This window comes from Streptomyces sp. MBT53 (assembly GCF_016654115.1).
GTDB lineage: Bacteria > Actinomycetota > Actinomycetes > Streptomycetales > Streptomycetaceae > Streptomyces.
Genome location: NZ_JAEQAZ010000006.1, coordinates 43618 through 66092, shown reverse-complemented (window position 1 = coordinate 66092; position 22475 = coordinate 43618). Strand labels below are relative to the sequence as shown.

Sequence of the window (22475 nt, the reverse complement as noted above, 5' to 3'; positions counted from 1 at the left end):
AGAGGGCGTCTGGGACCGGCTCGTCGAGAGTCCGGCCCCCATGGGGACGCCGACCGCACCACTCGCGCCTCAGCGCCCGCGTAGGAGTTCACGTGTTCTCAGCAGTCGAGCCCCAGCACCCGGTGGTCAACTCCCCGGCGCGCCGCTCCTGTTGTTGTCGCGTGCACTGATCCACCCTTCGCGCACCCCTCTCCCTCCCTTCAGGCGCCGTCACGCCTGCGCACGTTTCGGAGTACCCCCATGCCGCACATACGGGTCATGCTCGACTATTTCCACCCGTGGCCGAATTCAGCCGGTCTGTACGTCGCTCGCGCCCGCCGCTGGTACGCCGAGGCCGGTCTGGACGTCGAGCTGGTGGTCCAGGATCCGGGACGCGGGGACACCTTGGAGTACCTGGCGCGGGGCGAGGTGGACTTCGGGATCTTCCCGCCGAACCGGCTGCTGGCCCGGCGCGCGGAGCGCGGTCAGCCGCTGATCGCCGTCTCCGCGATCAACCACCGGGGCCTGGAGGCCATCCAGACCACCATGTCGACCGGCATCACCCGCCCCCGCGACCTCGCCGGCCGCCGGATCGCCTACAACCCGACCCCGCGCGGCCGGGCCATGGTGCGCCACCTGGTGGCGGCCGACGGCGGCGACCCGGACGCCGTGATCGGGATCGACGCCGGTGCGCGCGAGCTGACCGTGGACGACATCGCGGCGGGCGAGGCCGACGCCACCTTCGGCAACTACTGGTCCTGGGACGCGCTGCGCGGCGATCTGCCCGAGGAACAGCGGCTGACCTGGCCGGTCGACGAGATCGGTGCCCCGCGCTACCACAGCTATCTGCTCGGCACGAACGAGACGCTGCTCGCCGAACACCCCTCCCTGGTACGGGACTTCCTCGCCGTCACGGCCCGCGGATACGCGGCGGCGGCCCAAGAACCCGACGCCACCCTGGAGTTGCTGGAGCACGTCATTCCGTACTTCCCGCGCCCGCTGATCGCCCGCTCCCTGTCCCTGATCGCGCCCACCTGGACGGACGCGGACGGCCGTTGGGGTGTGATCGACGAGGGCCGGATGGGCCCGTACGCGCACTGGCTCGCCGAGAACGGCGCGATTCCCGACGACCGGGACTGGGCGAAGTCCTTCACCAACGGCCTGCTGGACGTGGCCACATGAGAACCCTGGCCTGCCAGGCGCGGACGCTGACCCGGCGTCTGGCCGTCGACTTCATGCGGGTGGGCAGCGCGCTGTGTCGTCCCTGACCGGACCGACCCGCCAGCCCTCCCATCCCCCGAAGGACCCGACATGCAGCGCCGTACCGCCCTGTCCGCCATAGCCGCGACCGCCCTCCTCGCCGTCACCGGCTGCTCCGCCGACTCCACGGCCGCAGCGAAGGACGGCACCACGACCGTCACCCTCGCCCTGGACTGGACGCCCAACACCAACCACACCGGCATCTACGTCGCCCAGGCCAAGGGCTGGTTCAAGGCCGCCGGGATCAACGTGAAGATCGTGCCGTACGGCTCGACCGCGCCCGAGACCCTGATCGCCAACCACAAGGCGGACTTCGGGATTTCGTACCAGGAGGGCATCACCACGGCCCGGGCGGCGGGCCAGGACATCACCTCCGTCTACGCGGTGACGCAGAAGACGGACGTGACGATCGCCGTGCGCGCCGACCGCAGCGACATCACCTCGCCGAAGGACCTGGACGGCAAGACGTACGCCGGGTTCGGCGCGCCGTACGAGAAGCCGCTGCTGCAGAAGGTCATCCAGAACGCGGGCGGCAAGGGCGACTTCAAGCAGGTCACCCTCAACACCTCGGCGTACGCGGCGCTTTACGCGGGCAAGGCGGACTTCGCGATGCCGATGCCGACCTGGGAGGGACTGGAGGCGGAGCTGAGCGGCAAGCCGCTGAAGAACTTCCAGCTCTCCGACTACGGCTTCCCCGCCATCTACTCGACCCTGGTCGCCTCCTCGGACCAGTTCCTGAAGAAGAACCCGGAGACCGCGAGGAAGTTCCTGGCGGCCGTCGACAAGGGCTACCGCTACGCCGCCGAACACCCGTCCCAGGCGGCCGACTTGCTCATCTCGGCGAACAAGAGCGTCCTCACCAACACCAAGCTGGTGCGGGAGAGCGAGGCGCTGCTCGCCAAGGAGTACTACAAGGGCGCGGACGGTTCGATCGGCACACAGAGCGCGGAGCGCTGGCAGGCCTTCGCGGACTTCGAGTACAAGGCGGGCCTGCTGGTCGACGCCAACGGCAAGAAGCTCACGAGCACCCCCAAGGCATCGACGTTCTTCACCAACGCCTACCTCCCGGACGCCAAGTGAGGCCGCTCCTGCGGTCGTTGTGGCCGCCGCTCCTCGTCCTGACCGTGCTCCTCGGCGGCTGGCAGCTCTACGTCACCGCCGCCGGCGTCGATCCGACGACGCTCCCCTCCCCCGCCCGGGTCGTCGAGCAGGGCTGGCTCAACCGCCAGGATCTGTGGGACCAGACGCTCCCCACACTCCAGGAGACACTGCTCGGCTTCGCGCTGTCGTTCGCGGCGGCCTGGCTGGTCGCCGTCCTCCTCGACTTCTCCTCGGCCGCCCGCCGGGGCCTGTACCCGCTGCTCGTCGCCTCGCAGACCATCCCGATCGTGGCCGTGGCGCCACTGCTGATCATCTGGTTCGGCTTCGGACTGCTGCCGAAGATGCTGGTGGTGACCTTGACGACGTTCTTCCCGCTCGCCGCGAACCTCGCGGCGGGCTTCGCGGCGACCGACCGCGACGCGATGCGCCTGCTGCGTTCGCTCGGCGCGGGCCGCTGGCGGACGTTCCGGCTGGTCCGGGTGCCGAGCGCGATGCCGTACTTCTTCGCCGGGCTCCGCGTGAGCATCACCTACGCCGTCGTCGGTGCCGTCTTCGCCGAGTACGCGGGCGCGGAGGCGGGCCTCGGCATCTACATGCAGGCCCAGAAGAGCGCGTTCCGCACGGACCTGGTGTTCGCGGCGGTCGCGGTGACCGCCGCGCTGAGCATCGCCCTGTTCGGCGCGACCTTCCTGCTGCAACGGCTGGTACTCCCGTGGGAACGGGCGCTGAAGGAGGACAGGTCGTCATGAGCAGTCTGCGCATTGAGGGGGTCGGCAAGTCCTTCGGCCCCCTGGAAGTCCTGCGGGACCTTGAACTCACCGTCGAGCCAGGCGAGTTCGCGGCCGTCATCGGTCCCAGCGGCAGCGGCAAGAGCACGCTGTTCAACCTGGTCTCCGGCCTCGACCGTCCCACGTCCGGCCAGGTGCTGGTGGAGGGCGAACCGGCCGGGGTGGAGTCCGGCAAGATCGCCTACATGCCGCAGAAGGATCTCCTCTTCCCCTGGCGGACGGTCCTCGACAACACGGCACTGGGCCTTGAGGCACGGGGAGTCGGGAAGAAGGAAGCACGGCGCCGGGCCGACGCCCTGTTCGCGGACTTCGGCCTGGACGGCTTCCAGAAGGCGTACCCGTCCCAACTCAGCGGCGGTATGCGGCAACGCGCGGCCCTGCTGCGCACGGTGGTCCTGGAACGACCGGTCCTGCTCCTCGACGAACCGTTCGGCGCGCTCGACTCCCTCACCCGCACCGAGATGCAGCTGTGGCTGGCCGGCATGTGGCAGCGCCACCGCTGGACGGTCGTCCTGGTCACCCACGACATCCGCGAGGCGGTCCTGCTCGCGGACACGGTCCACGTCCTGTCCCCGCGCCCGGCCACGATCGTCGACCGCGTCGAGGTCCCGCTGGCCCGCCCGCGCGGCGCGGACGACTTCACGAACCCGGACTTCGCCGCCACCGAGCGCCGTGTCCTGGACGCCCTGCGGGGCACAACGGCGGTGAGGACAGCGTGAGTTCACACCTCGCCCACGGCCTGGGCACCGACCCGGTCGCCCCCGACTGGCCACCCCTGACGGACACCGAGGTGACCTACATCGTGGGCCCGGCCCGGGTGGTCTGGCGCAGCCCACGCCCCCTGTCGGCGGCGGCCGTGGTGGAACAGGACGGACGCCACCTGTTCGTGAAACGCCACCACACCTCCGTCCGCACGCTGGAGGGCCTTACCGAGGAACACGCCTTCCTACGGCATCTACGGCGGCGCGGCGCACCGGTGGTCGAGGTGCTGGACGCGGCGACGCGCGGCGAGTGGACGTACGAGGTGCACTCGACCGGCACCGGCAGCGACCTCTACCGGGACGCCCTGTCGTGGTCCCCGTTCCGCTCCCCCGCCCACGCCAGGGCGGCCGGCGAGGCGCTGGCCCGCCTGCACCTCGCCTCGGAGGGCTTCGACGCACCGCGCCGCCAAGTGCAGCCGCTGGTCGCGTCGTTCACGGTGTTCGCCTCGGCCGACCCGCGGACGGAGCTGGAGCGCTACGTGGAGGAGCGCCCCCAACTGGCACAGGGGCTGGCGGACTTCCCGTGGCGCGAGGACACCCGACGGGTCCTGCTCCCGCTCCACGAGGAACTGGCCCCGCATCTCCAGGGGTTGGATCCCTTGTGGACCCACAACGACTGGCACGCGTCCAACCTCCTCTGGAACGAGGACGGTTCGGTCGCGACAGCGCTGGACTTCGGCATGAGCGACCGCACGACGGCCGTGCACGACCTGGCCACCGCGATCGAACGCAACACGGTCCAGTGGCTCCAGCCCGGCTTCCCGGTCCGCGAGCAGGACGCACTCGCACTCCTCGACGGCTACCAGTCCGTACGTCCGCTCAGCCCGGCCGAGTCTCAGGCGCTCCCCGCGCTACTCCCTCTGGTCCACGCCGAGTTCGCGCTCTCCGAGCTGGGCTACTTCCACGGTGTGACGCGATCGGCAGAGAACACCCGGCTGGCGTACGAGTACTACGTGGGGCACGCGGAGTGGTTCGCCGGGGAGGGCGGACGGCGGCTGCTGGACCTGTGCGGCCGCGCTAGCGGGGCGGCAGTTCGCGGGTGAAGACGACGCGGGGCCGGCCCGGCCCGTCGTAGTCCTCGACCACACGCGCGTCGAAGCCGAGGGTGCGGTGGAAGGCGATCGAGCCCTCGTTGGTGACCGAGGTGATGGCCTTGAGGCGGACCGCGCCCTGCCGTCCGGCGGCCTCGATGAACGCCGAGTAGAGGCCGCGCCCGAGACCGGTGCCGCGCGCGTCGTCCCGGGTCGCGATCAGGTGCACGTACCCGGTGCGGTCCGGCGTGACGAACCCGAAGAGGTACCCACGGATGCCGTCGTCGGCCCGGGCGACCAGACAGGTGGCCCCGAACTCCTGTACCAGCGCGCTGAGATGGAGCGCCCGAAGGTCACGCTCTCCCCAGTAGCGTGCGTGGTCCTCCAAGACCTGGTTGAGGTCGGTGACATCGGCGGGTTCGATACGGACGGCCATGGCGTCGATCATGGCAGAGAGCCGTTCGGAGTCGAGAAGGAGTTGGGTCATGATCACGGGTTACGTGCTCGGTGAGAGCCTGCGCCCCGGTGCCGTGTTCGCGCCGCACGGGCTGCGCATCCGGAAGGTCGAGCGGGTCGACAACTCGGCGAGCGCGACGGCCGGGCAGCCCGCCGCCTGGACGTTCATCGAGTGGGAGACCGACGACGACAGCGCCGCAGGTTCGATCGCGGACGCGCTCGCCGCCACGTTGGAGCCGGCTCATGGCTGGTACGCCGACTTCACCGTCGGCGACGAGCGCGTGGTCGTCTTCGCGAGGAAGGTGTTCCGCTATCGGCGCGGCGATGCAGTCGGCCGCGCCGAAGCGGTAGCGTACGGGCGCTCCGTGGGGACTCCGGAGCATCAGCTCGACTGGGAGGAGTGACCCCGGCGGCGCCATTCCTCGGCGAGGAGTTCGTACGAGCGCACCCGGTCCGTGTGGTCGTGGGTGATGGTGGTGATGAGCAACTCGTCGGCGCCGACCGCCTCTTGGAGTTGTTCCAGTTGGTCGGCGACCCGGGCGGGTGAGCCGACGAACTGGGTGTCGATGCGGTCCTGGACCAGCTCGCGGTCCTCGTCGGTCCAGATGTGGGCGCGGGCCTCGTCAGGGGTCGGGAACTTGATGGCGCCCTCCGCCGTGCGGATGGAGCGCACCCACAGGCCGTAGCCGGTGGCGAGTTCGCGGGCTGTCCCGTCGTCCTCGGCGACGACGACGTCGGCGGAGACGCTGACGTACGGCTTGTCGAGGACGTCGGAGGGCTGGAACGCGGCGCGGTAACCGTCCGCCGCCTCAAGGACGCTGGCCGGGCTGACGTGGTAGTTCGCCGCGAAGCGGAGGCCGTTGCGGCCCGCGACCTCGGCACTGACACCCCCGCTGCTGCCCAGGATCCACAGTTCGACATCGGCACCCTCGCCCGGTACGACGTGGGCCTCGACGCCCTCCGGGGAGCGGTAGGTGCCGGCCAGCAGCGCGAGGACGTCGTCGATCTGCTCGCCGTACTCCTGGGACTCTGCCTTGGGCAGCAGGAGCAGCTTGCGCTGGAGGGCGATCCGGGGTGAGCCGAGGAGGAACTCGAAGGAGAAACGGGGCGGGATGCGCAGGCCGTTGGGGGCCCGGCCGTCGACGACCGGGGTGGCCGACGGCAGCGGAGGCGACGGTCGGCCGCCCGAACGGCCCAGGCCCAGGTCGAAGCGGCCCGGGTGCAGCGCGTCGAGCAGGCCGAACTCCTCGACCGTGGACAGCGCGGTGCGGTGGCCGAGTTGTACGGCGCCGGAGCCGAGCCGGATGGTGGAGGTGGCGGAGGCTGTCAGCGCCAGGACCACCGCGGGGGACGTGCCCGCGACCCCGGGGTTGAGATGGTGCTCGGCGAACCAGTAGCGGGCGTACCCGAACTCCTCGGCCCTGCGCGCGAGTTCGATGGAGTTGCGCAGTGCCTCGGGCGCGGTGGAGCCGGAGGAGATCGGGACCAGGTCGAGGACGCCGAGCGGGATGTCAGGCATGCACGGGCTCCTCAGCGGTCGACGCCTCCGGCAGTACCGGGCCCCAGTCGAACGGCGGGTCCGGGATGTCCTTGCGCAGCACGGGAGCCACCGCCGACCCGAACAGCTCCAGCGAGACACGGTGCTGACGATCCGTCAAGCCACTGGCGTCCGCGTGGAGATGGAGCACCGTGTGGCCGAACTGCTCGTGGTAGCGGTGCACCTTGTCGATGACCTGCTGGGGGCTGCCGATCAGCGCGGAGCTGCGCTCGACGTAGTCCTCCAGGGTCTCGAAGACGATGGGCAGGCCGATCTGTTTCTGGAAGGCGAGGTTGCTCTCGAAGATCGGACGGTAGGCGGTAAGTGCCTCCTGGGTCGTGGGAGCGACGTAGAGGCCCGCCGTACCGGCGCCGACCGCGATGTCCGCCGGGTCGTGGCCGTAGTGCTCCCAGCGTTCCCGGTAGTAGCGGATCAACTCCGCATACGGCTCTATGGGGTTGGTGACGTTCGCGGAGAACAGCGGGTCGCCGTAGCGGGCGGCCAGGTCGACGCTCTCCTTGCTGGTGGCGCTGCCGTGCCAGACCCGGATCGGCTGCTGGTAGGGCCGCGGCCACACCTCCGCGTCCTTCAACTCCGGGCGGAACCGGGTCTTCGCCGTCACCTTGTCCTGCCGCCAGAGCTGCCGGAACACCTCGTAGCTCTCGGCGTTGCGCTCCCACTGGTCCTCGGGCGTGACGTGGAACAGCTCGCGCTGGGCGGTGCCGTTGCCCTTGCCGATGATCAGGTCCAGGCGTCCGCCGGAGAGATGGTCCAGCGTCGCGTAGTCCTCGTAGGCCCGCACCGGGTCGAGGAGGCTCAGCGTGGTGACCGCCGTGAAGAGGCGGATGCGGCGGGTGAGCGCGGCGACGTGGCTGAGGACGACGGTCGGCGAGGAGGAGATGAAGGGCCGCTCGTGCCGCTCCCCCACCCCGAAGCCGTCGAGGCCCAACTCCTCGGCCAGCACGGCGTTTTCGAGGACCTCGCGGAAGCGTTCCTGGGTCGACTTCTGGATGCCCGTGACCGGGTCGGGGCGGTGGACGATGAGGGTGATCGCGAGGAACTTCACGACGCCGCCCGTTCCTCACGCACTTCGTCGGGGTGGGCGAGGCCGAGGTGGTCGCGGAGGGTCGGGCCCTCGTAGTCGGTGCGGAAGACGCCCTGTTCCTGGAGGAGCGGGACGACCTTGTCGGCGAAGGGGTCGAGTCCGGTCGGGGTGATGTGCGGGACGAGGATGAAGCCGTCGCTGGCGTCGGCCTGCACGAAGTCGTTGATGGTCTTCGCGACCGTCGACGGGGAGCCGATGAAGGCCTGGCGGTTGCCGGTCTCGATGACCAGGTCGCGGATGGACCAGCCGTTCGCGGCGGCCCGCTCGCGCCACTCGCGGGCGGTGGCCAACGGGTCGCGGTACATGCGGACTTGGGCCCGGCCCTTGGAGATGTGGTTGTCGCTGACGTCCGGGTCGATGTCGGGGAGCGGGCCGTCCGGGTCGTAGGAGGACAGGTCACGGTTCCAGACGAACTCCAGGTGCTTGATGGCCGTGGCACCGCTGACCTGCTGGCGGCGCACCTCCTTCGCCAGATCCTCGGCCTCGGCGTCGGTGTCGCCGAGCACGAAGGTCGCGGCCGGGAGGATCAGCAACTGGTCGGACCTGCGGCCGTACTTGGCGAGTCGGGACTTGACGTCGGTGTAGAAGGCCTGGCCCTCGGTGAGGGTGCTGTACCGGCTGAAGATGGCGTCGGCACTGGACGCGGCGAACTCGCGGCCCTCGTCGGAGTCGCCCGCCTGGAAGATGACCGGGCGGCCCTGCGGGGAGCGCGGGACGTTGAACTGGCCCTGGATGTCGAAGTGTTGGCCCTGGTGGACGAAGGCTCCGGCCTTGGCGTCGCTCAGGAAGGTGCCGCTCGCCCGGTCGGCGAGGATCTCGTCGCCGTGCCAGGAGTCGAAGAGTTCGTTGGTGGTGGCGAGGAACTCCTTGGCCCGGGAGTAGCGCTCGTCCTGCGGCAGGAAGCCGCCCCGGCGGAAGTTCTCGCCGGTGAACGCGTCCCAGGAGGTGACGACGTTCCAGGCGGCGCGGCCGTCGGAGAGGTGGTCGAGGCTGGCGAACTGGCGGGCCACCTCATAGGGCTCGTTGAAGGTGGAGTTGATGGTGCCGGTCAGGCCGAGGTGTTCGGTGACGGCGGCGAGCGCGGCGAGGATCGTGAAGGTGTCGGGGCGGCCGACCACGTCCAAGTCGTAGATCTTTCCGCCCTGTTCGCGCAGCCGCAGGCCCTCGGCGAGGAAGAGGAAGTCGAACTTGGCGCGTTCGGCGGTCTTCGCGAAGTGCGCGAAGGAGCTGAACTCGATGTGGCTGCCGGCCGCGGGGTCGCTCCACACGGTGGTGTTGTTGACACCGGGGAAGTGGGCGGCCAGGTGGATCTGCTTCAGGGGCTTGCTCATGTCGTACGGTCCCTCCGGCTCAGGCGTTCGCGGCAGCGGCGTAGCGGTTGGCGGGGCGGGCGAGCCCCAGCAGGCCGCGCAGGGTGTCGGCCTCGTAGGCGCGGCGGAAGGCGTTCCGGCGCTGGAGTTCGGTGACCAGCCCCTGGGTGATCGCCGGCAGGTCGTGTCCGGCGACGGCGGGCCGCAGCCGGAAGCCGGTGAGCCCCGCCGACTGCAACTCCTGGAGCAGGTCGGCAAGTTGGGCGGGCGTACCGGCGAAGATCCGGGCGTCGCTGGTGTACGGCTCCCCCGCGAGGGCGTCGAGCCGCTCGCGGCGGGCGACCGCCGTGGCCTCGTCGTCGTCAAGGAAAACCACCAGGTCGCCGAAGATGTGCAGCGGCTCGTCGGCGCGTCCGGCGGCCTGCTGTTCGGCGCGGATCTCGGCGACGATCGCCCGCGCGTCGTCGGTGTCGTGCGGGGTGACGTAGCCGATGTCGGTGGCACGCGCCACCAGCCGGTACGGGACGGTCTGGTGGGCCAGGGAGCTGACGATCGGCTGGCCCTGCGGCGGCCGGGGGGTGATGGAGGGACCCTTGACGCTGAAGTGGCGGCCCTCGAAGTCGATGTAGTGCAGCTTCTCGCGGTCGACGAAGCGGCCGGTGGCGACGTCCCGGATCTCGGCGTCGTCCTCCCAGCTGTCCCAGAGACGGCGCACGACCTCGATGTAGTCGGCGGCCTCGTCGAAGTGCTCGGCGAGCCGTTCCTGTCCGGCCGGGGTGCGCAGGCTCGCCAGATCGATCGGCGGGAAGTCGCGTCGGCCGAAGTGGTCGGCCTCGTGCGGGCGGGCGGAGAGCTGTACCCGCAGACCCGCGCGGCCTGTGCTGACGTAGTCGAGGGTGGCGATCGCCTTGGATATGTGGAACGGCTCTGTGTGCGTGGACACCACCGTCGGGACCAGGCCTATGTGGCTGGTGAGCGGTGCGATGCGGGCCGCGATGAGTACCGCGTCGAGGCGTCCGCGGACCTGGTCGGTGCGGCCGTCCAGTTCGCCGTAGTGCGAGGACTGGAGGCCGAGGCCGTCCTCGAAGGTCACGAAGTCGAGCAGACCGCGCTCCGCCTCGGCGACCTGGTCGGCCCAGTAGGCGGCGGTGAACAGGTCGCGGGGCCGGGCCACCGGCTCGCGCCAGGAGGCGGGGTGCCAGCCGGTGCCGTCGAGGGCGACGGCGAGATGCAGGGGAGAAGGGGAGGTCGATGACACGAGTGGTGCCTTCCTGGAGGTCCGTACGAGATCGCCGGCCCTTGGAAGCGGGCGCACGGCGGCTGGGGCAACGGGGTCAGGGGCGACAGAGCGCGCCGGCCACGCGCAGCAGATCTATGTGCTGTCGGGTGGTGAGTCGCACGTGGAGAACAGGGGCGCCACACATGTGCTCCACCTCCACGGAATCCGGCTTCATTAGGGGCAACCGCATGCCTATGCCATTTCTTCCGGATCGGCGGCGGAAGTCGGACCGGTGAACCGTACGAGCGAGAAGACGGTACGGGCGCGCAGCGTGAAGCCGATCGACTCGTACAGCCGGATGGCGTTGGTGTTGGTGGCCGCGGCGTGCAGGAAGGGGTGGTCGCCGCGTTCCTTGATGCCGGCGGCGACGGCGCGCACCAGGCGGGTGGCCAGCCCCCGGCCGCGGTGGTCGGGGTCGGTGCACACGGCGCTGATCTCGGTCCAGCCGGGCGGGTGGAGGCGCTCGCCGGCCAGGGCGACCAGTCGGCCCTCGTGGCGGATGCCGAGGTAGGTGCCCATCTCGACGGTGCGGGGAAGGTAGGGGCCGGGTTCGGTGCGGGCGACGAGGTCGAGGATCTCGGGCACGTCGTCGGCGCCGAGGCGTACGGCCTCCGGGTCGGGCTCGGCCCGCAGGCCGGTGTCCACTAGCTGGACACCTTGTCCGGAACGGACGATCTCCCAGCCGTCCGGGGTCTCGCTCACTCCGCGCACCGCGGCGGTGCCGCCGGAGCCGACGAGCGTGGCCAGGTCCGCCCAGGCACGCGGGTCGTCGTTGTCGGTGATGGCGTTGAAGGCGGCCACGTCGACGGGGTAGCGGGCGGCGCGGCCGACGCGTTCGGCGAGATGGGCGTGCGGGCCGGTGAGCGCGGCCCAGGCCGGGTTGTCCAGGACGTGGGAGGTGGTCGTTTCGAGACTGGCGGTGGAAGACATCGGGTGACGGCTCCGGTACGGGTCGCACGGGTCGGGGACCCCGCCGGGGCGCGGCGGGGTCCCCTTGCTGAGAGGGGTGGGTCAGGAGTCGGTCTTCGGCAGTCCGGGCGGGTTGATCTCGGACTTGGCGACGGCCTCGTTGGAGAGGTTCCAGGCGGCCAACCACTTGGCGTACTGGCCGTTCTTGATCAGGTAGTTGATGGCGTCCGCGAGGGGCTTGGCGAGGCCGCTGTTCTTCTTCGCGGTGGCCGCGATCAGGCCCTGGAGGGTGGATCCGGCGCCGGAGTACGTGCCCGCGTTACGGACCGCCTTGGCCGTGCCCTTGGTCGAGGAGACCTGGTAGGCGACCGAGGGGTTGGGGGCGAGGTAGGCGTCGATCTTCCCGGAGGCCAGCGCGAGGTAGGTGCTGTTGTTGTCCTGGAAGTACTTGACGGTGAGCGCCTTCTTGCCCTCGGCGGCCAGCTTCTTCTTCCACTCCAGGAGGATCCGCTCCTGGTTGGTGCCCGCGCCGACGGCGACGGTCTTGCCGGCGAGGTTCTCGTAATTGCCGTCGAAGTTCCAGGAGTTGTCGGCCTTCACCGCGAAGCCGAGGTTGTCCTCGCGGTAGGAGGCGAACTCGTACTTCGCCTTGCGCTCCTCGGTGTCGGTGACGTTGGAGAAGGCGACGTCGACCTTGCCGCTGTCCAGGCCGATGAAGAGGTTCTCCCAAGTGGAGTTCTTCAGCTCGGGCTTGAGGCCGAGGACGGCGGCGACCAGGCGGGCGATGTCGGTCTCGGAACCGGTGAGGGTCTTCTGGTCCGAGCCGACGTAGCCGAGCGGCGGGGAACCGGCGGGCAGGAAGCCGACGCCGATCTCCAGCTTGCCGCTCTTCGCTATGGACTTGGGCAACTCGGCGCTGATCGACTTCACTTCGGCGACCTTGAGCGTCGCCTCCTTGGCGGCACCGAGGGAGAAGGCGCCCACGGTGACCGTGCCGGAGGCGGCACTGCCGGACGTGGTGGCCGCGTCACTGTCGCCGCCGCAGGCCGCGAGACCACCGGCGAGGGAAGCGAGGACGGTTCCCGCGGTGAGTCCGCGAGTGATTCTGCTGCGCAGGCTGAGAGTAGACATGGCTGTTCCTAGGCTCGGTGTTGAGGGCTGTTGAAGGTGAAGGTGAAGAGGGGGTGGCTCAGAGGACCTTGCTGAGGAAGTCCCTGGTCCGCTCGTGCTGTGGCTTGTCGAGGACCTCGTGGGGCGGGCCCTGTTCGACGATCTTTCCGCCGTCGATGAAGACGACCCGGTCGGCGACCTCGCGGGCGAAGCCGATCTCGTGGGTGACGATGACGAGGGTGGTGCCGCTGGTCGCCAAGTCCTTGATGACGGAGAGGACTTCGCCGACGAGCTCGGGGTCGAGGGCGGAGGTCGGCTCGTCGAAGAGGATGACGCCGGGGCGGAGGGCCAGTGCCCGTGCGATGGCGACGCGCTGCTGCTGGCCGCCGGAGAGCTGCCTGGGGTAGGCGCCGGTCTTCTCGGCGAGACCGACGCGGCCGAGCAACTCCCTTGCCAGTTCCAGGGCTTCGGGCTTGCCGAGCCTGCCGGTGGCGACCGGGGCGGCGGCCACGTTGTCCAGGACGGTCAGGTGCGGGAAGAGGTTGAAGTTCTGGAAGACGAACCCGATCCTGCTGCGCTGCGCGAGGATGGCCCGTTCGCTCAACTCCTTGAGCCGTCCGCCCTGTTGCTTGACCCCGATCAGCTCGCCGTTGACGCTGACGTAGCCGATCTCGGGCTTCTCCAGGTGGTTGATGACCCGCAGCAGCGTGGACTTGCCGGAACCGGACGGGCCGAGGATCACGGTGACCTCGCCGGGCCGCACGGTGAGGTCGACGCCGTCCAGCACGCGGTGGGCGCCGTACCACTTGTGGACGTCGTGCACCTCTACGGCGGCGGGTGTGATGTCCGCCAGCGGTTCGACGGTGTTCGTGGTCATAGGGCGGTCTCCCTCCGGATGCGGGCCCGCAGGTCGGTGACACCGGTGCGGAGCTTCTGGATCGGGGTCGGCGGCAGGTTGCGGGTGGCGCCCCGGGCGTAGTGCCGCTCGACGTAGAACTGGATGACGGACACGACGCTGGTCAGGATCAGGTACCAGACGGTGACGACCAGGAGCAGCGGCACGATGTCGCCGGGGTAGGTGGAGCCCATCGTCTGCGCGGAGCCGAACAGGTCGAGCAGTGAGACGTAGAAGACCAGCGAGGTGCTCTTGATCAGGCCGATCAGCTGGTTGACGTAGTTCGGGGTGATGGAGCGCAGCGCCTGCGGGAAGACGATTCTGCGGAACTGGTAGCCCTTGGGGAGGCCGAGGGCGGAGGCCGCCTCGTGCTGCCCTTGGTCGACGGAGAGGATGCCGCCGCGGACCACTTCGGCCGCGTACGCCGCCTCGTTGAGGCTGAGTCCGACGACGGCGACGACCATGTCGGTGGCGAGCTTCGACTCGTCGAAGGAGAAGAAGGCGGGTCCGAAGGGGACGCCGATGCTGAGGGTCTGGTACAGGGCGCTGAAGTTGTAGAGGAAGATCAGCACCACGATGAGCGGGATGGAGCGCAGCGCCCACACATAGATCCAGCTCGCCGCGCGTAGTACCGGGCTCCTGGAGAGTCGGGCCAGGGCGAGCAGGATGCCGCCGAGGAGGCCCAACACCGCGCTGAGCGCGGCGACTTCGAGCGTGATGACCAGTCCGTCGAGGATCGTCGGGCGCAGGAACCAGTAGCCGAAGCGGTCCCACTGGTAGAAGGAGTTGGTGACCAGTCCGTGGACGAACTGGGCGGCCACCACCAGCACGACCAGGGTGACGATCCACCGGCCGGGCCGGCGCAGCGGCTGAACTCGCTGTGCTGTGAGGGGTTTTGACGGGGCGTCGGCTACGGGGGCGTCGGCCAGGGACACGGTGGTGCCTGGGGGTTCACTCATGGTGGGCTCCGGCGGGAGTCGGACACCCCGGGTCGCGACACCTGGGCGTGGCTGGCGCGACGCACACGGTGGGAAACGCACGGGACCGGGGGCTGGCGGACAACGGCACACCGCACGGGCGGTGTTCGTCAGGAACGCGGGACGCGAGGACCGGGAGGACTCGGAGGAGTCGTCAGCCTCGACAGCGGGCGAAGCCCGGCGCGGTACACGTGCTACACAGTGCGCTGTTGACGCGGAGCAAATCGACGGCGCGGTTCGCGACGAGAGGGTTCTCGCACGGCAGTACGCAGCCCATGGGGCGGCGTACTGCCGTCCTGAGAGCTGCGTACATGTCCGTCACCCATCACTGTTGTGGCCCTCAGGGCCTCGCGCTTACCGAAACGTCATCCGGTCCGGTCGTCACCTGGGGCACCCCACCGCGTGCGAGGGTTGCCGGTCAGCAAGCCAGGGCTTGTCGCTGACACTCATGACCGTTCTGGCCGCAAGTTAAGACAATTGCTCGAACGAATGTCAACGCCCGTCCACCAAGTGGACGGTGGAGACGCCGCTCAACTGCGGCAAGCTCCCGTTTCGTCCGCGACATGGGCCGCCCAGTCCAGGATCTGGACGGCGGCACCGGCGGCCTCCAGGCCCTGGCAGCGGGCGTGGTGGCGGCGGGCGATGCCGTCGAGGTCGAGGTGGGTACCGAAGGCCGGGTGGGCGGCCAGCCGGCGGGCGTAGGCCCACAGGTGGGGATGGTCGGCGACGCTCTGCACGGCGGCGGCGTCCAGGTGGTAGCGGTGCACGGTGTCGAGCTGCACCAGCGTCACCCACAACTCGATGTCGGCGGCGGTGAGTTCGTCGCGGATCATGTGCTCGCGGCCGTCCAGCCAGCGGTCGAGCGAGCCCAGTGTCTCCAGCAGCCGGCCGAGGGCTTCGTCGCGCTCGGCCTGTTCGCCACCGGCCGCTCCGGCGCGCTGCGCCGCGTCCTCGATGCCCTGCGCGCAGAGCCGCTCGACGGCCTCGATCTCCGACTCCGCGCCGCACGGGTAGAGCCGGGGTCCGCCCGCGCCGAAGTGCCGGGCGAGGTCGCGGGTGATGTCGGGCGCGTGGGTGCTGACGATGCGGCCGGACCAGTCGTCGCTGAGCACGGGCGCGGCGGCCGGTCCGGAGTAGCGGTGGGCGCTCGCCTCGTAGAGCGGGCGCAGCGCGGAGTGTCCACCACTCGGACAGTCCGGTACGGCGGACAGGAACACGGCCGGACAGCTCTCTTCGAGGCCGAGCAGGCTGTGGGTGACGGCGATGCGCAGGCCGTCGGCGCAGGCGGTGGACAGATGGAGGCGGTAGCGGCGCGGGACGGCGTAGTGCCCGCTGCGCGCGTCGCTCCCGATCCGGCCCCGGAACTGGGGGGCGGAGCGGGGTGAGGGGACGGCGGCGAGAGGCGTGACGGACATGGGACTCCCCGGGTACGGGCGCGTGGACGTACGCGCGGCGGAAGCGTCGTCGAACGGTGGACGGGGCTCAGCGCAGTGGGCTCATGGCGCTGCAGACCCGCAGCAGATCGATGTGACGGCGGGAGGTCAGAAGGGGCGAACGGTCCACTCGGCTGGTGGTGACCGGCTCAAGGCGCCCCATGTTTCCCTACCTGTTCACTAGGATTCCCTACTGGAGTGTCGATCCACCGTCGCCCGGGGTCAAGAGGGCGTCCACGGGTCGGGCACAGGTCCCGACCCGTGGACAGGCCGGGCCGCTACTTCGCGTACATCAGGGTCCCGAAGCCGAGCTGGTCGTAGCCGCCGCTGTCGGAGCCGTAGTCACCTCCCCCGCCCTCGGGTGCGACGAGGTTGTAGTACATGGCCGAGATGTACTTGTCGTCGAGGCTGATCCGGCGGTTGTAGTGGAAGTGGAGCATCGCCCACACCGGCCGGATCTGGCCGCGCGAGGCGGAGGAGATCACCGTCTGGGACGACTGGGCACAGCTCTGCCCGGTGCCCCAGGTGTAGGTGGTGAAGGGCACGTCGCTGCCCGCGTTGTACTTGGCGACGTACTGGGCGGCCTTCATGAAGCGGCGGCTGTCGTACGAGTAGAGGTCGTCACCCTGGTTCCAGGCCATCTCGCAGATGGCGCCCATCTGGCCCATGCCCAGGACGGTGTGGCCCTGGTCGCGGCCGGACTCCTGCCACTGACCGAGCGCGTAGCCGTCGGAGTCGGTGTACAGATACGGCACGGCGTGCGCGATCGAGCCGTTGCCCGCACCCGACTTGAAGTAGGTGACGGCCTGGTCGTACTTGGCGCTGTCCTCGTTGAGGATCCCGATGGCCAGGATCGACGCCATGTTGCACAGGTCCCAGTTGGCCCAGTAGTTGGTGATGCAGGCGTCGTTGTGGTTGGTGAGGAAGCTGTTGTTGAGCGGGTAGAAGACGTCTCCCAGCATCTGCTGCGCGGCGGCCAGATTGAACCCGCTGTAGTCCCGCATGAGTTCGCAGGCGTTGGCGAACTGCCAGCCGTAGAGGCCGGCCGCGAGGAACCGGTCGGCGTTCCCGGTGACCGAAGTCAGCGTGGTGGACCAGGCGTTGAGGATGTTGGCGGCGCACACGGCGTTCGCCTCGGTGCCGCCGACCTTCCAGCGCAGGGCGTTCTGGTAGGCGGCGGCGATGTCGTTGTAGAGCAGGCTGTAGTTCTGGCCGTCGCCGCCCCGGATGATCGTCGCGGTCGCCCGGTTCGTCCAGGTCGACTGCGCATGGGAGTTGGCGATCAGCCTGTTCCAGCCGGACAGCCAGGGGTCGGTTCCCGCCGCGACCCTGACCTTGGCCCGGTTGATGTCACCGGCGTTGTGCAGCATGCCGGGGTGGGTGAAGGTGGCCGGGGCCGCGTGCGCGGTCGTGGCCACCGTGGCGCCGCCGAGAGCGGCGGCTGCGGTGAGCCCGCCCGCGGTCTTCAACAGACCGCGGCGGCTCAACTCTGTTCTGCGGAGGTGCTCGTGGGGGGAAGTGCGGCTCATCGCTGTGCATCTCCAATCCGTGGAGGATCAGGTGGGCGTGATGCTCACCTCGTCGAACTCCGTGGTGCAGCGGACCGGTTGACTGCGTGAGCAGACCACCAGGCCGACGTAGTAGGGGGCGTCACCGAAGCCGGGGAACTGTCCGTCGGCGAGGGGGGTCCAGGTGACACCGTCATCGGTGGACAGGGCTGCGCTGAAGGCGGTCCCGGCGCGCTTCAGCCGCAGCAGGGCGGGGAGGGTGACGGCGGCGCCGCCGGTGAAGGTGGAGGCACCGGCCACGGTCTTGCGGAGCATGAGCTGAGCGGTCGTCCCACCGCTGACGATCACGCCCGCCGCCTGGTCGAACGGCGACAGCGACTTCGCCATCAGCAGCCCCACCCGATCGGTGGTGACACCGGTCCGGGAGACGAGCCGGGCGACGACCTCGCAGTCACCACTGACCGGCCGCCGCACGAACTGCCCTGTCATTCCCTGGCCGTTGGCGTTCAGATCCACACCCGCGCCCCGCACGGTGAAGGTCCCGCCGTCGTACGACGTACTGCCAGGCGTGGTGATCGCGACCACGCCCAGCGTCCCGAAGTCCCGGTCGTCCAGCACGGTGTCGCCGAGATCGCCGTACGTCCACGGCGCGGGCGGCGGGGCGGCGACCGTGAGGGCGAGGGTGCCAGTGGCGGTCCCTGAGGCGTTACCGGCGGCGATCTCGACCGTGAACTCCCCTGTCTCCGTGGGGATTCCGGAGATGAGCCCGGTGCGCCGGTCGATGCGCAGCCCGGCGGGCAGTCCGTCCGCACCGAACCGCACGGGCTCGTGCGAGGCCCGCAACAGATAGCGGAAGTCGGCTCCTTCGTTCGTGAACACGGCGTTCGCGGAGGTGAGTTGGGGCGCGGAAGGGGTCGGCAGCACGGCTCGCGCCGGTGCCGAACGCGGCCCGCGTCCACCGGCGTTGGTCTTCGCGACCGTGTAGTGGTACGTCGTTCCAGGCGTCCCCGTCGCGTCGACGTACCGGATGCGGGTGCCGAAGCCGATCGGGCCGACGCGGGTGGCGAGGGTCTTGTACGGTCCGGCGGCGCGGGTGGCGCGCAGGACCGTGTATTCGGCGGAGAGGTCCGCGTCGCTCCAGGCCAACTCGACCGCGTCGGCCCCGGTTTCGGCTCTCAGGTCGGTGGCGGTGCGGGCGGGGCGGGGCACGCGCCACACCGTGCCGCTCGCGGAGGCCACGCTGACGTTGTCGAAGGCGCCGGTGCCGGTCTCGGCGTAGTCCTGATCGACGCCGAGGCAGGAGGTGAGGGCGAGTCCCGCGTACGCGGTGCGCCCCAACTCGACGTCGGAGACGCCTACTTCGGTCCAGTGGACGCCGTCCGGCGAGATGGCGCCGGTGCAGCGGGCGCCCTTCCGGGTCACCCGCACCCAGTAGGGCTTCCGCAGCCGGTAGCCGTCGCCCGCGCCCTCGACGTACGGCGCCTCCAGCGGGGTGGCCGACTCGGGCAGCGTGCCGAGGTTGGAGATCGGGAAGGCGGCCGACGTCGTGATCGCCTGCTGCTGCGCGGGCGGTACGGGCGTACTGCCGGTCGCGGAGATGTCGGCGCCGGTAGCGGGCCGGGTGGAGAACACCCCGCTCCAGGTGTGCAGCGGCAGCCCCTGGATCAGCATCGAGGCGTGCGGAGCGTCGGCGTCGAGGGAGGCGCGGACGGTGACGCCGATCTTGGAGTACTGCGAGCTGAGCGGCCACACGATGCGCGCGGTGACCGTGCCGTCGCCGCGCAGCGGGAGGTGGGCGAGACGGTAGGTGTCGGCGGTGCCGCTCGCCTCCAGGACGAAGCGCTCACCGTCGAAGACGGCGGAACCGGGGATCTTCACGTCCCCGATGTCCTGGGTCGACCAGGGCCCGGGGAGGCCGGCGGAGGCGGCTGCCCATGCCGAACTGCCGCTCGTTCCGAGGGTGTTGGTGGCGGTGACGGTGTAGTAGTACGTCCGTCCGGCGTGCACGTTGCGGTCGGTGTACGTCGGCTGCGCGACCCCGGACGCGATCTTCTCGTAGTGGCCGTCGACGTCGTTCGCGCGCAGGACCGTGTAGGAGTCGGCCCAGGCCGATGGCAGCCAACTCACCTGCACGGAACGGTCGTTGCCCACGGCCGTGACACCGGCCGGTGGTGTCGGCACGGTCGGCGCGGATGCCGTGGCGCCGGCGTAGGCGAAGGTGCCCCAGCTCGGCAGGTCGTCGTTGCTGCCCTCGACGACCCGGGTGCCGCCGGTGCCGCGGAAGACGGCGTTCTTCGTGTACGGGGTGTCGAGGCCGCGCACGCCCGCGTAGTGCGCGTACGCCATTTCGTAGATGGGCGGCAGGGTGCCGCGCGAGGTGGCCGATACGGCCAGCTTGATGTACTTGCCGGTGCGGTCGAGGTCGGGGGTGAAGGGGACGTCTCCGCCGAGGTTGTAGCGGGCGGCGTACTCGACGTTGGCGAGGATGCGGTTGTCGTCGAAGCCCCAGAGGTCGACGCCCTGGTTCCAGGCGACTTGGGCGGCGTCCGCGAGCAGGCCGACCGCGAGTTGTTCGTGCCCCTGGTCCCGGCCGCTCTCCTGGCCCTGGCCGGCGGCGGTGACGATGCGGTGGAGGACGCTGCCGTTGCCCGCGCCGACCGCGGCGAAGCGGAGCGCGTCGTAGAAGAGGGTGGGTTGTTCGGTGAACACGCCTATGGCCAGCAGGGATTCAAGGGACGTCAGGTCCCAGTTGCCGTTGGCGTAGAGGGTGTAGCCGGAGAGCGCCGGGTACCAGACGCGGAGGAAGGAGTCCTCGCAGCGGGCGATGTCGGCGGCGCTCCAGCCGTCGTAGCCGGTGTGGCGGAGGAGTTCGGCCGCGTTGACGAACTTGAAGGCCTGGAGGCCCGCTCCGAGGGGGCCGTCGGCTCCGGTGATGGCGGTGAGCGAGGCGGACCACGCGTTGAGGATGTCGCGGGCCTTGTCGGCGTGCGCGGTGTCGCCGGTGACCGCCCAGACGAGGGCGTTCTGGTAGGCGGCGGCCGAGTCCGCGACGGCCTGGTTCTGGTAGTTGGCGGGACCGCGGCCCCAGCTGGTGATCTGGCCGGTGTTCTGCACGGCGTACGAGGACGAGGAGCGGGCGTGCGCCGCGAGCGCCAAGTAGCCGTCGTAGACCGGGGATTGCTTCGCGGCGACCGCCGCTTTCATCCGGGCGAGGTCGTCGGCGGAGTGCAGCAGGCCGGGGTGGGAGAAGGTCACCTCGGTGCCGTCGCCGGCCGCCACCGCCCGCCCGGGCACGAGCAGTCCACTCGCGCCCGAGGCCAGCAGGAGGGCGGCGGTGCCGCCGAGGAATCCCCGGCGGCTCAGCGGCGGCTCAGCAGCGCTCCGAAGAGGCGCGGGGAACTGCGCGACCAGCCCCCACGGAGCCGCAGCCGACCGACGCCCCCTCCCCGCGCTTCCAGCGGAGCCAGGTACAGGGCTCGTCATGACGCCGCAGCCGCCTCGGCCTCGGCGGTCGTAACGAACTTCAAGTTGGTGACGTGCTCGTTGTAGAACCACTGGATCGCGTCGGTGGTGTAGTACCAGCTCGGCTTCTTCATCGAGTCGGCGACGACCAGCCCGTTGATGACCAGGTTCTCGAACGTGACGTTGTTGATGGCGTGTTCGGCGTCGTAGCCGAGGAAGAGCGACGGGTTGGCGTGGGTGCCCGTGTAACTGAGGTTCTTGACGTAGACGCCGTCGATGCCGCGGCCGACCGAGGTGTTGTACTTCGTGTTGAACATCACCTTCATGTAGATGACCTGGCCCCAGCGGAAGTCCTCGATCCTGACGTCCTCGATGCGGACGTTCTTGATGAGGTTGGAGTCGCCGGGGTTGAGGGCGATGCAGCCCTGGTAGTTCATCTGGGGTTCGCGGTGGTCGAGGATGTCGATGTTCTTGATGACGAGGTTCTCGATCGTCTCGGGCGCGTCGGAGTTGCCGTGCGTGCCGACGTTGATCGGGTGGGCGACGTCGGCCCACAGGGTGCAGTTCTTGACGGTGATGTCGCGGGTGTCGCCGTAGTAGTTCCAGCGGTGGCAGTAGATGGCGATGCAGTCGTCGGAGTTGCGCATGAAGCAGCCGTCGAAGGTGATCCGGGTCGACGAGAAGACGTCGAATCCGTCGCCGTTGCCCTTCGAACTGAACGCGCGTGCCTTCTTGATGTGGACGTTGTCGCTCTCGGCGAACGTGCCCGCGTAGCCGGACGGGTTGAGGATGATGACGTTCTCGACGCGGATGTTCTTGCTGCCCTCGCAGAGGATCGCGCCGCCGGGGTTGTTGTAGAGCACGCCGCGGCCGGTGAGGCGGGACTTCTCCACGTCCTTGAAGTAGACCTGCGCGGTCAGGACGGCGCCGCCGGCGAGGTAGACGGTCTTGCCGCTGGGGACCAGGAGGACGTTGCCGGTGACGGTGTGGACGCCGGGGCCGAAGTAGATGACGTCCGGGTCGTCGGCGGACGGGGCGTGGTGCTCGACGCGGTTGGTGATGAGGTGCAGGGCGTCGAAGATCTCGTCGTTGATCTGGACGACGACGTCCTTGGGCTCGTCGAGGGTGAACCGCAGGGTGTCGCCGAGGAGTTCGGGCTTGATGCCCAGCGCGTCCGGTCTCACCCGGGCCTTGGTGGTGCCGCCCTTGAGGTACGTCACCTCGATCTCGACCGAGCCGTTGAAGTCGAAGTACGCCATCGACGAGCTGTAGACCTTGCCCGAGCCGGTGGTGGCGTTGATCTCCTCGAACTGCGGGCGGTAGATGTCGAGGGTCTGCCAGGCACCGTCGGGGGCGGTACGGACCCGCACCTGGAAGCTGGTGTTGGTCGGCATGGTCGTGGGGCGCGGGTAAGTGACCAGCTTGGGGCGGGAGTTGTGACCGTCGCCGGCGTGTGCCGCCGTGGCGGTCAGCCCGGACAGACCGGCGGCGAGCGCGGTGGCACCGGCGGCCTGGAGGGCCGTACGACGGGAAAGGGGCGTGTTCATACCTACTCCTTGCAAAGGGCGGAGAAG

The 22475-nt window shown here is 69.8% G+C and carries 21 protein-coding genes and 1 riboswitch; of the genes, 6 read left to right on the top strand and 15 right to left on the bottom strand.

Annotated elements, in window-relative coordinates:
• Positions 1-240: 240 nt before the first annotated feature.
• The 5 genes from JHN45_RS04005 to JHN45_RS03985 all read left to right on the top strand — a co-directional run bounded on the left by JHN45_RS04005 (position 241) and on the right by JHN45_RS03985 (position 4932).
• Positions 241-1161: an ABC transporter substrate-binding protein gene (locus tag JHN45_RS04005; RefSeq protein WP_201048024.1), complete on the top strand. Its 921-nt coding sequence runs from the start codon at positions 241-243 to the stop codon at positions 1159-1161.
• Between the two features lie 129 nt (positions 1162-1290).
• A complete protein-coding gene (locus JHN45_RS04000) occupies positions 1291-2319 on the top strand; it encodes an ABC transporter substrate-binding protein (RefSeq protein WP_201048023.1) in 1029 nt (342 codons plus the stop codon).
• The gene (locus JHN45_RS03995; RefSeq protein WP_200711129.1) at positions 2316-3089 is read left to right on the top strand and encodes an ABC transporter permease; all 774 of its coding nucleotides are present in this window, start codon (positions 2316-2318) and stop codon (positions 3087-3089) included. The genes JHN45_RS04000 and JHN45_RS03995 overlap by 4 nt, the downstream gene beginning before the upstream one ends.
• Positions 3086-3847, top strand: a complete 762-nt coding sequence (locus JHN45_RS03990) for an ABC transporter ATP-binding protein (protein ID WP_201048022.1) — start codon at positions 3086-3088, stop codon at positions 3845-3847. Before JHN45_RS03995 ends, JHN45_RS03990 begins: the two co-directional genes overlap by 4 nt.
• Positions 3844-4932 carry a phosphotransferase enzyme family protein gene (locus JHN45_RS03985; protein ID WP_201048021.1) on the top strand — a complete coding sequence of 363 codons (1089 nt, stop codon included), beginning with the start codon at positions 3844-3846 and terminating at the stop codon, positions 4930-4932. The genes JHN45_RS03990 and JHN45_RS03985 overlap by 4 nt, the downstream gene beginning before the upstream one ends.
• On the opposite strand, the gene JHN45_RS03980 is transcribed toward JHN45_RS03985, so the two are convergent.
• Entirely contained in the window at positions 4907-5356 is a 450-nt protein-coding gene (locus JHN45_RS03980) for an N-acetyltransferase family protein (protein ID WP_374195587.1), read from the bottom strand. The two genes, JHN45_RS03985 and JHN45_RS03980, sit on opposite strands and share 26 nt — an antisense overlap.
• A gap of 49 nt (positions 5357-5405) precedes the next feature.
• Here JHN45_RS03980 and JHN45_RS03975 point away from each other — a divergent pair, with 49 nt between their 5' ends.
• Positions 5406-5780, top strand: a complete 375-nt coding sequence (locus tag JHN45_RS03975) for a hypothetical protein (protein ID WP_201048020.1) — start codon at positions 5406-5408, stop codon at positions 5778-5780.
• Here JHN45_RS03975 and JHN45_RS03970 read toward each other — a convergent pair.
• The 14 genes from JHN45_RS03970 to JHN45_RS03915 all read right to left on the bottom strand — a co-directional run bounded on the left by JHN45_RS03970 (position 5759) and on the right by JHN45_RS03915 (position 22448).
• A complete protein-coding gene (locus JHN45_RS03970; RefSeq protein ID WP_201048019.1) occupies positions 5759-6895 on the bottom strand; it encodes an LLM class flavin-dependent oxidoreductase in 1137 nt (378 codons plus the stop codon). The two genes, JHN45_RS03975 and JHN45_RS03970, sit on opposite strands and share 22 nt — an antisense overlap.
• A complete protein-coding gene (locus JHN45_RS03965; RefSeq protein WP_201048018.1) occupies positions 6888-7979 on the bottom strand; it encodes an LLM class flavin-dependent oxidoreductase in 1092 nt (363 codons plus the stop codon). The genes JHN45_RS03970 and JHN45_RS03965 overlap by 8 nt, the downstream gene beginning before the upstream one ends.
• On the bottom strand, positions 7976-9349 hold the full coding sequence (locus tag JHN45_RS03960; protein ID WP_200711135.1) for an NtaA/DmoA family FMN-dependent monooxygenase: 1374 nt from the start codon (positions 9347-9349) through the stop codon (positions 7976-7978). The genes JHN45_RS03965 and JHN45_RS03960 overlap by 4 nt, the downstream gene beginning before the upstream one ends.
• 19 nt (positions 9350-9368) lie before the next feature.
• Positions 9369-10586 (bottom strand): LLM class flavin-dependent oxidoreductase, encoded by a 1218-nt coding sequence (locus tag JHN45_RS03955; protein ID WP_201048017.1) that lies wholly within the window; start codon positions 10584-10586, stop codon positions 9369-9371.
• A 76-nt stretch (positions 10587-10662) separates the two neighbouring features.
• Positions 10663-10752, bottom strand: a complete 90-nt coding sequence (locus tag JHN45_RS54630) for a putative leader peptide (RefSeq protein ID WP_374195586.1) — start codon at positions 10750-10752, stop codon at positions 10663-10665.
• A gap of 47 nt (positions 10753-10799) precedes the next feature.
• Positions 10800-11537 carry a GNAT family N-acetyltransferase gene (locus JHN45_RS03950; protein ID WP_201048016.1) on the bottom strand — a complete coding sequence of 246 codons (738 nt, stop codon included), beginning with the start codon at positions 11535-11537 and terminating at the stop codon, positions 10800-10802.
• Positions 11538-11618: 81 nt separating this feature from the next.
• Positions 11619-12647 carry an ABC transporter substrate-binding protein gene (locus JHN45_RS03945; RefSeq protein WP_201048015.1) on the bottom strand — a complete coding sequence of 343 codons (1029 nt, stop codon included), beginning with the start codon at positions 12645-12647 and terminating at the stop codon, positions 11619-11621.
• Between the two features lie 58 nt (positions 12648-12705).
• Positions 12706-13503, bottom strand: coding sequence for an amino acid ABC transporter ATP-binding protein (locus JHN45_RS03940; RefSeq protein WP_019072665.1), 798 nt, complete (start codon positions 13501-13503; stop codon positions 12706-12708).
• On the bottom strand, positions 13500-14480 hold the full coding sequence (locus tag JHN45_RS03935; RefSeq protein ID WP_201048014.1) for an amino acid ABC transporter permease: 981 nt from the start codon (positions 14478-14480) through the stop codon (positions 13500-13502). Before JHN45_RS03935 ends, JHN45_RS03940 begins: the two co-directional genes overlap by 4 nt.
• 363 nt (positions 14481-14843) lie before the next feature.
• A riboswitch (SAM riboswitch) is annotated at positions 14844-14952 on the bottom strand.
• A 76-nt stretch (positions 14953-15028) separates the two neighbouring features.
• Entirely contained in the window at positions 15029-15913 is an 885-nt protein-coding gene (locus JHN45_RS03930; protein ID WP_201048013.1) for a glutathione S-transferase C-terminal domain-containing protein, read from the bottom strand.
• Positions 15914-15980: 67 nt separating this feature from the next.
• Positions 15981-16094 carry a putative leader peptide gene (locus tag JHN45_RS54625; protein ID WP_317880146.1) on the bottom strand — a complete coding sequence of 38 codons (114 nt, stop codon included), beginning with the start codon at positions 16092-16094 and terminating at the stop codon, positions 15981-15983.
• 115 nt (positions 16095-16209) lie between these two features.
• Entirely contained in the window at positions 16210-17460 is a 1251-nt protein-coding gene (locus tag JHN45_RS03925) for an alginate lyase family protein (protein WP_201048012.1), read from the bottom strand.
• Positions 17461-17487: 27 nt separating this feature from the next.
• Positions 17488-20733 carry an alginate lyase family protein gene (locus JHN45_RS03920; RefSeq protein ID WP_307783033.1) on the bottom strand — a complete coding sequence of 1082 codons (3246 nt, stop codon included), beginning with the start codon at positions 20731-20733 and terminating at the stop codon, positions 17488-17490.
• Between the two features lie 185 nt (positions 20734-20918).
• Positions 20919-22448 carry a glycosyl hydrolase family 28 protein gene (locus JHN45_RS03915; RefSeq protein WP_201048011.1) on the bottom strand — a complete coding sequence of 510 codons (1530 nt, stop codon included), beginning with the start codon at positions 22446-22448 and terminating at the stop codon, positions 20919-20921.
• Between the last annotated feature and the right edge of the window lie 27 nt (positions 22449-22475).

Coding starts and splice junctions, on each gene's coding strand:
- JHN45_RS03925 (WP_201048012.1), bottom strand. CDS start 17,460: ATGAGCCGCACTTCCCCCCACGAGCACCTCCGCAGAACAGAGTTGAGC.
- JHN45_RS03935 (WP_201048014.1), bottom strand. CDS start 14,480: ATGAGTGAACCCCCAGGCACCACCGTGTCCCTGGCCGACGCCCCCGTA.
- JHN45_RS04000 (WP_201048023.1), top strand. CDS start 1,291: ATGCAGCGCCGTACCGCCCTGTCCGCCATAGCCGCGACCGCCCTCCTC.
- JHN45_RS54625 (WP_317880146.1), bottom strand. CDS start 16,094: ATGGGGCGCCTTGAGCCGGTCACCACCAGCCGAGTGGACCGTTCGCCC.
- JHN45_RS54630 (WP_374195586.1), bottom strand. CDS start 10,752: ATGTGTGGCGCCCCTGTTCTCCACGTGCGACTCACCACCCGACAGCAC.
- JHN45_RS03960 (WP_200711135.1), bottom strand. CDS start 9,349: ATGAGCAAGCCCCTGAAGCAGATCCACCTGGCCGCCCACTTCCCCGGT.
- JHN45_RS03970 (WP_201048019.1), bottom strand. CDS start 6,895: ATGCCTGACATCCCGCTCGGCGTCCTCGACCTGGTCCCGATCTCCTCC.
- JHN45_RS03950 (WP_201048016.1), bottom strand. CDS start 11,537: ATGTCTTCCACCGCCAGTCTCGAAACGACCACCTCCCACGTCCTGGAC.
- JHN45_RS04005 (WP_201048024.1), top strand. CDS start 241: ATGCCGCACATACGGGTCATGCTCGACTATTTCCACCCGTGGCCGAAT.
- JHN45_RS03980 (WP_374195587.1), bottom strand. CDS start 5,356: ATGGCCGTCCGTATCGAACCCGCCGATGTCACCGACCTCAACCAGGTC.
- JHN45_RS03930 (WP_201048013.1), bottom strand. CDS start 15,913: ATGTCCGTCACGCCTCTCGCCGCCGTCCCCTCACCCCGCTCCGCCCCC.
- JHN45_RS03975 (WP_201048020.1), top strand. CDS start 5,406: ATGATCACGGGTTACGTGCTCGGTGAGAGCCTGCGCCCCGGTGCCGTG.
- JHN45_RS03940 (WP_019072665.1), bottom strand. CDS start 13,503: ATGACCACGAACACCGTCGAACCGCTGGCGGACATCACACCCGCCGCC.
- JHN45_RS03990 (WP_201048022.1), top strand. CDS start 3,086: ATGAGCAGTCTGCGCATTGAGGGGGTCGGCAAGTCCTTCGGCCCCCTG.
- JHN45_RS03945 (WP_201048015.1), bottom strand. CDS start 12,647: ATGTCTACTCTCAGCCTGCGCAGCAGAATCACTCGCGGACTCACCGCG.
- JHN45_RS03915 (WP_201048011.1), bottom strand. CDS start 22,448: ATGAACACGCCCCTTTCCCGTCGTACGGCCCTCCAGGCCGCCGGTGCC.